Annotated in this window: 6 protein-coding genes; 4 read left to right on the top strand and 2 right to left on the bottom strand. The window is 60.3% G+C overall.

Annotated features, from left to right (window positions below):
- Positions 1–244 precede the first annotated feature (244 nt).
- From ABIB48_RS11460 to ABIB48_RS11445, 4 genes are all read left to right on the top strand, one after another.
- Positions 245–1,393: an NlpC/P60 family protein gene (locus ABIB48_RS11460; RefSeq protein ID WP_354213037.1), complete on the top strand. Its 1,149-nt coding sequence runs from the start codon at positions 245–247 to the stop codon at positions 1,391–1,393.
- Positions 1,394–1,695: 302 nt separating this feature from the next.
- A complete protein-coding gene (locus ABIB48_RS11455; RefSeq protein ID WP_354213036.1) occupies positions 1,696–6,678 on the top strand; it encodes an NPCBM/NEW2 domain-containing protein in 4,983 nt (1,660 codons plus the stop codon).
- Positions 6,679–6,795: 117 nt separating this feature from the next.
- The gene (locus ABIB48_RS11450) at positions 6,796–9,708 is read left to right on the top strand and encodes an NPCBM/NEW2 domain-containing protein (RefSeq protein WP_110105728.1); all 2,913 of its coding nucleotides are present in this window, start codon (positions 6,796–6,798) and stop codon (positions 9,706–9,708) included.
- Between the two features lie 216 nt (positions 9,709–9,924).
- Positions 9,925–10,299, top strand: a complete 375-nt coding sequence (locus ABIB48_RS11445; protein WP_110105730.1) for a hypothetical protein — start codon at positions 9,925–9,927, stop codon at positions 10,297–10,299.
- 18 nt (positions 10,300–10,317) lie between these two features.
- Here ABIB48_RS11445 and ABIB48_RS11440 read toward each other — a convergent pair whose 3' ends face one another.
- Positions 10,318–10,974 carry a response regulator transcription factor gene (locus ABIB48_RS11440; RefSeq protein ID WP_110105930.1) on the bottom strand — a complete coding sequence of 219 codons (657 nt, stop codon included), beginning with the start codon at positions 10,972–10,974 and terminating at the stop codon, positions 10,318–10,320.
- 61 nt (positions 10,975–11,035) lie between these two features.
- The gene (locus ABIB48_RS11435) at positions 11,036–12,346 is read right to left on the bottom strand and encodes a sensor histidine kinase (RefSeq protein ID WP_354213035.1); all 1,311 of its coding nucleotides are present in this window, start codon (positions 12,344–12,346) and stop codon (positions 11,036–11,038) included.
- Positions 12,347–12,420 lie beyond the last annotated feature (74 nt).

Here is a 12,420-nt window from a genome sequence, read left to right as displayed (position 1 = left end):
AGTGGCTATGGGGGTTTGGCGATCCAGAAAAATGGGGCGTACGTCACATATCTTCCATTAGTGATATGCATAACAATTGTGTGGAATAGTGTGAATTGTTGTTCGCCACTGAACTTTAGGACCTCTCATTCGAGTGGTTACAGGACTCAGTAGGCGGCGTAGGCTCTCAATACAGCGTGCAAGGAAGCAGGAGGACCACCCGGTGAGGTTTTCGAAGGGCAAGGCGCGTTCGTACCAATTGAGCATGGCAGTGGTGTGCACACTATTGGCCTCTGGTGGTTTTGTGAGTGCGGGTTATGCCGGTACCTCGGCTGCGGATGCCGCAGCCGCCCAGGGTGCGCAGGCACTTATCCGTACCTCAGACAAATTCGAGGAAGCGTCCCCCGCGGGCTTCGACTCCTTCGCTGCGCAGGGGCTGGGTGTCAATATTTCCTTTGCCAAGACGTTGATTCTTGCCAAGAAACCGGCTGCTCCGCTGCGCTTTGACCTCACGGATCCCAATGGAAACACCCCTCATCTGGCCCGCTCAGTTAACGCCATGCGCGGAGATATTCCTGAGGTTTCAGCGGAGCTCATTTCCCAGGTTCGCAAAGACATTCTTGCTGCTGCTTTCCAAGGCTTGGGCCATCCGTATGTTTGGGGCGGCACCAGCTTTGATCATGGGTGGGATTGCTCCGGTTTTGTTCAGTGGGCTTACGCTCAAGCCGGAGTGGGCCTGCCCCGCACCGAGCAGTGGCTTCCGATGGTGGAGACCAGCAATCCCCAGCCAGGGGATCTAGTAGTGCAGAACCCGGACGGCCCTAACCACTGGTCGCATATTGGCCTCTATATTGGCAACGGCAAGATGATCAGTGCCTTGAACCCTTCGGTGGGAACATTTATCCACGCGCCCGCAGATGTCAGTAGTTCTTCCGCCTACTTCACCATGCCTGCCTTTGCTGCTGCCGATGAGAAGGCTGCCAAGGAAGCCAAGGAAAAGAAGGGCAAACTCTCCGCCGCTGGAAGCACTGACAAGACCAGCGCGGCCAAGCCCTCCGCGAAGCCGTCCACCACTACCGGAACCTCGAGGCCGGGCACCACAGCTCCCGGTACCACCGGGCCGGGCGCCACGACTCCCGGTACTACCGGGCCGGGCACAGCAACTCCCGTAACCGCGGGTCCGGGCACCACGCCTCCTGCTGTTGTGGACCCGCCGGTGACGACGGATCCGGCCACCACACCTCCCGTGGTTACTGATCCGCCCGTGACTACAGGACCCGCGGAGCCCGAGACGGTGGAGCCCATTGCGCCTGAGGCACCAGCGTCGACAGAGTCGGGAATCCAGGTGCCCGTTGGTGCGTCAACGCCGTCTGCACTAACCACTCTTCCAGGGCTGGAATCTGGAGCGCCGTAAACGGCACCTTTGGCCCTACGTCAGTAGGGGTAGCAACATTTTGACGGGGCGCCCGCCTTGGCCATTCGGCTGAAGCGGACGCCCTCTCTGGGTTAAGTGGTGAGGGAAAATAACGCCCCGCCACCAAGGTGCCCAAGCGGAAAGCAAGGCTAAGCGTATTTTGTGCCTCAGGTCACGAAATACGGTGTTATCCATCACATTTTCATGTACGCTGGACTCAGATCACGAATGTTTGATTAATCATGAGTTCTACGCGTGAAAAAGCATCACAAGACATCATTTCCGCTTGAAAGTGAGTTCCCATGTCAGTGCTCCACAAAAACAATCCGGCGAACCCGCCGACAAAAATCCCAGAGCGGAGGATCTTTGGCCGACGGGCTACGGCAGTTGCTCTTGCAGCTCTGCTCGCCGCGGGCGCCGTGCCAGCGTTGGCATTGTCTCCCGCTGCGATGGCCGCTCCCGGAACTCCGATTTCGGCATCAAACATTAAGCCCGAAGTTGCTGTGGACGCTGGTGGGGCCACTTTGGGTGCAATCAGCGCATTCACCAAAGCCGGCAATGTGGTTAATTTGACCCCCGCCACGGGCGCCGTTCGGGTGACCTTCCTTGACGATGGCAACTTCCGTCTGGAAGCAACCCCCACGGGAACTTTCGCCGACCCGGCAAACACCCCTGCGAGCCCGGCCGACCCGCAGCGCTCGGCCAACATTGTGGTTGGCCAGGCTGACTTCGCCGCAGGCTCTGTCGACGTCATCGATGCTGGCGGCCTGATTACGATGACCACGGCAAAAGTCAAGCTTGAGGTCAAAAAGTCAACTGGAGCTTTCACTCTTAAGCACACGGACGGCTCCATCATCTGGCAGGAGTCCTCAGCACTGAGCTTCGGTGCGAACTCAACAACTCAGCACCTAACCCCGATTAAAGGGGAGCAGTTCCTTGGCGGCGGCATGCAGAACGGCCGCGTGGTTCACACCGGCTCCACCATCAACATCTCCAACAACTACGATTGGGATGACGAAGGCCACCCGAACGCCGTTCCCTATTACATGACAAGTGCCGGCTACGGCGTGCTGCGGAACACCTTCGCGCAGGGTTCCTATACCTTCACTGACAATGAAACCACCACACACAGGGAAAAGCGTTTTGACGCTTACTACTTCGTCGGTGACTACAAGCAGAGCCTTGACGGATACACCAAGCTAACCGGCCGCCCCAACCTCCCGCCCGTCTACGGCCTAGAGTATGGCGACGCCGATTGCTACAACCGCTCGAACCCCACCTACTCTTCTTCGGGTTTCAACAACCCAGCTGCGCCCAAGCAGGTCACCTTTGACGCGGTGAAGACTGCTAAGGAATTCAAAGCCAATGACATGCCCGCAGGCTGGATGATTGTCAATGACGGTTATGGCTGTGAATACACTGAGGACGCCGCAGGCTACGACAAGAACGCGCCCTACGATCCCAACAGTCCCGACAAGGGTCTGGGAAATACTGTCAAGGCCATCAAGGCCGAAGCAGACCTGAAGACCGGTTTGTGGACCCAGCGTTCCTTGACCAAGCAGGAGGCTGAAGTTGGCGCCGATGGCATTGCCATGCGCAAGCTTGACGTGGCCTGGGTTGGAGAAGGCTACCGCCTGGCGTTGACGGGCTGTGAAAGTGCTAAGGGTGGCATTGAGGAATACTCCAGCGGCCGCGCCAACACCTTGATGGTTGAGGGCTGGGCCGGTGCACAGCGTTGTGGTGTGCAGTGGACAGGAGACCACTCCGGCAACCTGGACCAGGCGCGCTGGGGGGTTCCGGCACTGGCCGGTGCAACCAACTCGGGCCAGGCCTTCACCACTTCCGACGTTGATGGGATCTTCGGCGGAAGCACCGAAAGCTACGTCCGGGACTTGCAGTGGAAGGCTTTCGCTCCGGAACTGTATTCCATGAGTGGCTGGGCCGCAGTGGATAAGCGCCCGTGGCTCTATGGTGAGGCTGCCACGGAGATTAACCGCAAGTACCTGCAAATGCGCCAGGAACTCATGCCTTACATCTACTCACTCTCTGTTAATGCCCACAACACCGGCGTTGGCATGATGCGGAGCATGCCGTTGGAATTCCCCAACGATCCGCTGTCGTACACCAAGGAAGCCGAAACCCAGTTCATGGTGGGTGCGAACTACCTGGTGGCGCCAGTTTCTGCCAGCAGTGATGTTCGCAGCGGAATTGTCCTGCCGTCAGGCAGCCAATGGGTGGACTACTGGTCCGGCACCATCTACCAAGGCGGCCAGGTTCTCAACGGCTACCATGCACCGCTGGAGACGCTCCCCATGTTCGTCCGTGCCGGTGCAGTGGTGCCCAAGGGCCTCATTGAGCGCAACGCTTCGCTAGTGCCGGAAAACTCCGCCCTCACGGTTGACGTTTACCCCACAGGCAACTCCTCCTTTGCTTTGAACGAGGATGACAAGGTCACCCGCGAGTACAGGAACGGCAAGTCCAGCAAGCAGGAATTCAAGGTCACCGCGCCGGCTAAGAATGGTGGCGACGTCACCGTCACCATCGGCAAGCGCGACGGCGACTACACCGGCAAGGCGGCCTCCCGCCCCTACAAGCTCGCTGTTCACAGCGGCTCGGCCCCGGCCTCCGTCACTGTTGGCACCACCACGCTGACCAAGTTTGCTGACGCCGCAGCCTTGGAGGCTGCTACCACCGGCTGGTACTACGACGCTGCCGACGCTGGCGGTACTGTCCACGTCAAGGCCGGCGCCGTTGCCTCTGCGGCAACGGCTACCATCACGCTGAAGGCAACCTCCGCCGTTGGCGGCACTGACTCCGATGCCAAGGCAGCTGAAGTTGCCGTTCAGCTAGAAGATAAGGTCTTCCAGGGACAGGCAACCTCAGCCTCAGCTTCCTTCACCAACACCGGCAGCAACGCCAAGACCAATGTTGTCATCAGCCCCGTAGTTCCTGCGGGCTGGACTGTCAGCAACGCCAAGGGCGCTACGGTGGCCTCGGTTGCTCCCGGCACCACGGTCCAGGCCATCTTTGATCTGGTACCTGGGGCAACTTCTGCCGCGGGTCAGCAAACAGTGGGCGCCAAGGCAAGCTACAAGGACTCCAAGAGCGTGAGCCAGGAAGTCTCCGGTGCGAACCAGATGTACGTGGCGTACGGCTCACTCGCCGGAGCGTTCAACAACATCTCGGTCACGAGTGCAAGTGGTTCCTTTGCTGACAAGCTGGGCAACTTTGACGGGGGCAACGCCTCCTACAGCATTGAACAGCTGAAAACGGCTCCGATTCCCGCCGGTGGCGTCACGCCCGGTTCCACCGTCACCGTGGATGCCGGTCTGGCCACAGAGGTCAACTACACCTGGCCTACCGTTGGCGCTGACAAGAAGAACGCCGTGGCGCTGGATGGGCAGACTGTTGCCCTCTCCGGCCAGGGCACAGACCTGGCTATCTTGGGCTCCTCCAATAGTGGTTCGGGTGCCTCCCCGGAGTTCACCATTACCTACACGGATGGCACTGTTCAGAAGCAGTCCACCTACTTCCCGAACTGGCTGCCGCAGGGCAATACTCAAGGGGCTAAAGTGGCGATCAAGTCACTTGGACGTAATAGCCAGTCCAACGCTGAAAATCCGGAGTACAAGGACTACGGCTACCAGATTTATTCCGGTACGCTGCGCCTGTTGCCGGCCAAGACACTGGCCTCAGTGACACTGCCAGTGACAACCTCCGTCAAGATCTTTGACTGGCAAGTGGTGAACTTCCCCTTGCCTGACGCCCCCAGTGCAGATGCCTTTGTCTCGGATCTGGATTGGGTATCAGCCAGCAACGGTTACGGCGTCATCGGTAAGGACGTAGCAAACAAGGACGCCGCGAATTCACCTGACGCGCCGTTGACCATTGTTGACGCTTCCGGTGCCGAAACGGTTACACACAAATACGAGAAGGGCCTTGGCGTTCACGCCCCTTCCAACGTCAGCTACTACGTGGGTGGGCAGTGCAGCCGCTTCACCAGCCAGGTTGGTCTGGAAGGCGACTTCGCTGGCAAGATCATCTTCTCGGTGGTTGGCGATGGCAAGCAGCTCTACCAGAGCCGCACCTATGTACAGGGCTTCGCTCCGGAGTCCCTTGATCTTGACCTGACGGGCATTTCTTACTTGGAACTGCACGTTGACCCGATCTCTGCAGGTGCCATCAGCGGCGCCCACGGCGTGTGGGGCAATGCCAAGGTCACTTGCTCGGATGCCGCACCGGCTGACACGGTTGCCCCTGTCACCACGGCCACCGTGGATCCCGCCGCCCCGGCCGCCAGCGGCTGGTACACCACGGTTACCTCGGTCTCCTTGGCCGCCACGGATAATGTGGGTGTTGCCAAGACCGAATACCAGATCGGTTCCGGCCCCTGGGTTGACTACACCAAGGCTGTCACGCTGCCCGAGGGTGTCAACACCTTCAAGTACCGCTCCACTGATGCCGCAGGCAACGTTGAAGCGGAGAAGGCAACTGCCGAATTCAAGGTGGATACTCAGGTTCCTGTTGTCACTGCCATTGTTAACGCCGGTGCGCGCACTGTTGTTGTGGAGGCTAGTGATTCAGGTTCTGGCGTTGCCACGGTGGAGTTCTCCACCAATGGTGGTGCCACCTGGCAGGCGTACACCTCGGCTATCAACGCCAAGGACGACGGCGTGTCCGTTGCTTACCGCGCAACGGATAAGGCCGGTCTCATGACCAGCTCAACTGTTGATGCTGTGATTGCACCGATCGAGGCGCCGGAACCGGGCGCACCGTCCCTGTCTGCGCCTACAACGGGTGTTGCTGGCTCCGAGATCACCGTTACGGCTAAGAACCTGATCGTAGGCACAAACTATGAGCTGTGGCTCCACTCGGAGCCGGTCAAGCTGGCAACCGTTAAGGGTGCAGGGACTGGGGCGGCTTCTGTGAAGGTCACCATTCCTGCCGGCTTCGAGGTGGGAGCTCATGAGCTGACACTGGAAATCGAAGGCACTGTGTTGGCGCGTACCGCCATTATGGTCACGGCGGCAACGGTTGACCCGCCGGTCACCGAACCCACGGACCCGGCAACCCCGACCGATCCGGCGAAGCCGACCACACCGTCCACCACGAAGCCCAGCGCTCCGACGGACAACGGTGAGAACACCAACAGTGACAACACCAACAGCAACGATGATGGCCTGGCCAGCACCGGTGCAAAGGTGATGTTGCCGGCCGGCATTGCACTGCTGCTGGTACTCGGAGGTGTTGTGGCGCTGGTCATCACCCGCCGCCGTCGGGCATAAGAGAAGAACAGACCTAAACAATGGCTAAGCGCCGGTCCGTGCAGAGAGTACAAATTTCTCTGCACGGGCCGGCACCTTTTTCACACACGCAACAACCAAGGAAAGCAGGCTTGATTTATGACATGGAAGCCAAAATACCGCGCCACAGCACTCGCCGTGGCAGCACTGATGGGGATGGCTGCGCTACCAAGCATGGTGGCCGCGCCAGCAACAGCAGCCCCGGCCCCGGAGACCGCAGCCGCGGGCGACGCTGACTACGCACAGGCTCTTACCCCGCCCATGGGATACAACAACTGGGCGCACTTTATGTGCAACATTGATGAGCAGCTTTTCAGGGACCAAGCCGATGCCATCGTGGCCAAGGGCTTGGACAAGGCAGGCTATGACACCGTCACGGTGGATGACTGCTGGATGCAAAAGGACCGGGACGCCAACGGGGATCTGCAAACCCGCTCGGAAACGTTCCCGTCAGGAATGAAAGCGCTGGGGGATTACATCCACAGCAAGGGCCTGAAATATGGCCTGTACCAAGATTCGGGCACCGTGACGTGCTCGGGTGGCGACTACGCCGGCAGTTACGGTCACTTTGATGAGGACATGAAACTGTTCGCCAGCTTCGGCGTGGACTACGTCAAGATGGACGGCTGCAACGTCCCCTCCGTCGCGGGGGAAACACAGGAGCAGACCTACAAGCGGATCTACTTCGAGGAAGCACAGGCCATTAAGGACAGCGGCCGTCCCATGATGCTTTCCAACTCAGCACCGGCCTACTTCTCCATCCCGACCAAGCTGCCGGCCTGGTATTCGGTCATGGACTGGTCCGGGGACATGAGCCAGCTGTGGCGTGAATCGTGGGACATCGATGTCTACAACACGGCCAACCCCAGCACGAGCCGCTGGCCCGGGATCATGCGCAACTACGACTACAACAAGCCCATCCAGCGCTTCGCCTCGGTGGGTCATTGGAACGACCCCGATTACATCATTGGCGGCAACGCCGGCGTGAGCCCCGTCGAGGCCCGGACACAGCTGTCCCTGTGGTCCATGATGGCCTCGCCGCTGATTTTGAGCACCGACATCACCGCCATCCCGGACAGTTTCCTGGCTGATCTTAAGCATCCGGGCATGATTGCCATTGACCAGGACCCCGCCGGCATTCAAGGCACCCTGGTTAGCAGCGACGGCACTGGCGAAGTCATGTACCGGCCGCTGTCTGACGGCAGCTTCGCAGTGAGCCTGTTCAACCGTTCCGGGGCACAGGCCACTGTCAGTACGACGGCGGCCAAGCTCGGTTTCGCAGCCGGCGGCAGTTACGAAGTGAGCAATGTGTGGACCGGTGAAAAATCCACCACTGCGGGCGCCTTCAGTGCCTCTTTGGGTTCGCACGCCACAGAGCTGTTGCGGGTCACACCCGTTGACGGAGCTGTTTTTGCCGCCCCATCGGGGCAGATCATGGCGCCGCAGGAAACCCGCTGCCTTGATGCGTCCGCAGCAGCTGCCACTCCTGGTGCTGCTGTGACACTGCAAAACTGCAACGGTAGCGAAGCCCAGCGCTTTGTCCGTGGCGCCGACCGCAGCCTGCAGGTTCTGGGCCAGTGCGCCACCGTTGACGGCGCCGGGATCAGGGGCTCAAAGCTGGTACTCAGTGACTGCACCGGTGCGGATGCGCAGAGCATTGGCTACAAGAAGAATGGCCAGCTGATCAGCGACTCGGCCGCACTCTGCGTGGGTACGCCCACCGGCGGTGCCGTCACTGTGGACAGCTGCGGCGACAATCCGCTGTACCAAATCTGGTCGGTTCCAGGTGAGGTGAGCAGCACTGTTGACCCGTTGCCGGCCGTGCCGCCGTCAGGTACCAACTGGCTTTCCGATATTGCCTGGACCAATGCCTCGGTAGGCTATGGCGTCATTGGCATTGACTCCGGTGTGAAGGACTCTGCTTCAGACGCGGATGTGCCCCTGACTGCTAACTACACCGACCCGGTGACGAACAAGAACCCTGTCTATGCCAAGGGACTGGGCGTACATGCTTCCTCCATCCTGAGCTACAACCTCGCCGCAAATTGCAGCAACTTCAGCTCGGATGCGTTCATGCAGGACCCCTTTGCCGGAACCGTAGTGTTCTCCCTCTGGACCGACGGGGTCAAGCGCTGGACGTCCAACCCGTCAACGGCAGGCACCGCGCCGCAAACCGTCAGCCTTGACGTTTCCGGGGTGACGGACCTAGAACTCCGTGTTGACCCGCCAGCCGGTGGCAACATCAACGGCGCCCACGGCGACTGGGGCAGCCCAAAGCTGGTGTGCGCTGACGCTGACACCGAACTTCCGGTGACCACGGCAACGTTCTCGGGTACGCCGTCGGCGTCCGGCTGGTACACCAGCGCCCCGACGTTGACGCTTGGCGCAACCGACAATGACAAGGTGGCCTCGAGTGAGTACCGCCTCAACGGTGGGGCCTGGGAAAGCTATACGGCGCCCGTGGCACTGCCCGAGGGTGAGAACACAGTAGATTTCCGCTCCACGGACGCCACAGGCAACCGTGAACCGGCCAAAACAGCCACCGCCAAGGTTGACACGCAGCTGCCGACGGTTTCTGCGGTTGTGGATGAGGATGCGCGCACCGTCACGGTGGACGCAAGCGATGCCGGTTCCGGCATTGCGTCGGTGGAATACTCCACCGACGGCGGCGCCACCTGGCAGGCGTACACCTCGGCTATCAAGGCCACGGACGGCGGAGTTTCCGTCGCCTACCGTGCCACGGATAAGGCCGGTCTGGTTGCTGCTTCTACGGTTGAAGCCGTGATTGCACCGATCGAGGTGCCGGAACCGACACCGACACCGACCCAGACCCCGGAGCCGAGCGATCCGTCAACTCCCACCGCTCCGCCAACCTCCAGTGCGCCGTCCATCAGCGACAGCGACGAGCTGGCCCACACCGGTGCCAGCGTCTTGCTGCCGGCAGGCATTGCCCTGCTGTTGGTGCTGGGAGGTGGTGTGGCGCTGGTCGTCACCCGCCGCCGTCGTGCTTAAACAGCAATAGGGACTAAGTAAAGGGTGCCGGGTTTCGGGGCAGGATTCACTGCTTGCCGGAATCCGGCACCCTTTCCCATGCAACCATTAGGGTGGTGCTTGGATTCGTCGGGTCCGAAAGCTGCTGTGTGCGCGATGCTTTTGACGTCGGGCTGTTTCCCCAGCCAAGAAGCTGAAAAGCCTGCTGCGGATTTGCGGACCGCGAAGAGCACCACTATGGGAAATGAGCGGGAAATAATTGCCGTCATTGCCCCGGAGGACATTGTGGAGGTCAAGCAAAACGAGACATCCAGTTTGCTCGGTTGTAGCGATGGGGAATACACGTGGACAGGACAAATAGCCGCTTACTTGCAGGACGGGGTGGACGGACCTGCCTATGTGCAAAAGATAAAGAAAACCTGGTCCGACAAAGGTAACTGGGACGTGGCTGAGCGCACCACAGCCCAAGGCATGACGGTTGTTGATATCTCGAACGCTGCGGGGTATAGCCACGGCATAGATTATTCAGAAAAGCACCACCTCGTGCGGGTCATGTCCTTTTCACCCTGCTTCACCATGGACCCGCCTTACCAGTACGGCAATGAATACTGACGTTTGCAGGGCTGCTGCCTAGCCGCGCTTCTGCAGGAAGTGCAGAACCGCAAGGACCCGGCGGTGGTCGTCACTGCTCTGATGCAGTCCCACCTTCATGAAGATGGCGCTGATGTGTTTTTCCACTGCGCCACCGCTGACCACAAGTGTCTTGGCGATGCCAGCATTGGTCAGGCCCTGCGCCATCAGTTCCAGCACCTGTGCCTCGCGCGGGCTCAGCTTCCTGATTGGATCGGTGGCACCACGGTTTGCCAGCAACGCTCCCACAACTTCAGGATCGATCACCGTGGCCCCTGCCGCAATGCGGTGGACGGCGTCGCTGAAATCCTCAAAGCGGGCCACCCTGTCCTTGAGTAAATAGCCCAAACCCGCGCCGGTTGTGGCGCCGGCAAGGAGCTCGCCTGCATAACTCAACTCCACATATTGTGAGAGTACGAGGACCGCCACCGCTGGATATTTTGCCCGTACCTGAAGGGCTGCTTTAAGTCCCTCGTCCCGGTGCGCGGGCGGCATGCGGACATCCGTGATCAGTAGATCCGGGAGGTGCTCATCGACAGCCTTGAGTAATTCGACGCCGTCACCCACTGCTGCGCACACCTCCGTACCGATTTCCTCGAGCAGGCGGACCAAGCCCTCACGGAGCAACACGGAATCTTCAGCAAGAACAACACGCATGGCTCCAGCGTACTGCCGGCGGTTCCCGAGCTCTGTTGCTGGGGCAGTTGCCAGGGCCGTCTCAGCCATGCAGGGGGATGTCCACGCGCAGGGTGGTGGGTCCGCCGTCGGGACTTATTATCTCCAACGAACCATCCACACCCGCAAGCCTGTCAACCAAGCCGGAAAGCCCATGCCCCTTGCCCACATGGGCGCCGCCAACGCTGTCGTCAATGACCTCAACGACCAACGTGGCGGCCGTGGCATCAAGTGAGAGGCCGGCCTGACATGCCCCGGAATGCTTTGAAACATTTGCCAGAGCCTCGGAAATGACAAAATAGGCGGCATTCTCCGCGCTTTGCGGCAGCCGGGCCCCCGGCTCAAGGCTGCCGGCAACGCTCACGGGAACTGTGGAGCGGGCGGCCAAAGACTCGGCAGCGGCACGCAGGCCCCGATCGGCCAGCAGGGGCGGGGCGATCCCGCGGGAAAGCTGGCGTAGCTCATTCAGGGCCTCCCTGCTCTGTTCCAGTGCCCCATCCATGAGCTCCCTTGCTGCGGCGGGGTCGGTATCCATGCGGCGCTGGGCCGCCTCAACGTCCATCTGCAAACGGATGAGCCGCTGCTGCGGGCCGTCGTGCAGGTCCCGCTCAATTCTGCGTAGTGTGCTTGCTTCCTCCGAAACCACCTGGGCGCGGCTGGTGGTTAGCTTTTCGTCGCGTGCCCGGAGTGCAGCGTTCTCGTTTGTGAGCAGGCCACGTGCAACGGCGGCGTCCGCCATCGCCAAGAGTCGGGTGATGAAAGGGAACAACAGGAGCAGCGCGATGCCGTAAAACACGCCAAGGATGCCCTCCGCCACGGTGGGGCTGACGCCCATGAACCTATCAAGGCCGATGAGAGCAGCCAATGAGGTGTTATCCGCGGGCAAGAAACGCAGCCAGAACCATTGGGTCAATCCACCGAGAATGGCCGCCATGATGCTCAGGACCACGCTAAATGTAGCTGTGCGTAGCGGAAACGCCACGAGGAAGCCGTGCGCGAAGTCCTTCCACAGCTGCGGGTCTGCGAGGTTCTTGAACATGCCGCTGATGGTGAAGCGGTGTGCGGGGCGGTAATGCACTGGGGGAATGCTGCTGGCCCAACGCTTCATCGCGGCCCTGTTGAGGTTGGCAAACCAGCGGGCTGTGGCCAGACAGGCCACCAGAACCGGCAGACCCACCCAGACGACAATCGTGGACAAGCCAAGGGTGAACAGTGCCGTTAGCGCAGTGAAGGAAGCAATAGAGACTAAGAATCCTGGCAGGATATAGAAGAGGTCAGTGCCGATTTGGCGCCACGTGGCAGGCCGCCAAATGGCCCACGAGGTTCGGGGCAGGGATGCAGTGCTGTTCATCATGATTCAATCCTTGCCGCGGCGGGGTGCTGAAACCATCATGCCAGCCGGTCTTTACAAGGTAGGGATATCCCCAC

Source organism: Arthrobacter sp. UYCu511, assembly GCF_040547105.1.
Taxonomy (GTDB): Bacteria; Actinomycetota; Actinomycetes; order Actinomycetales; family Micrococcaceae; genus Specibacter; species Specibacter psychrochitiniphilus.
The sequence above is the reverse complement of the archived record's forward strand: the minus strand, read 5'-3'. Positions and strand labels throughout refer to the sequence as shown.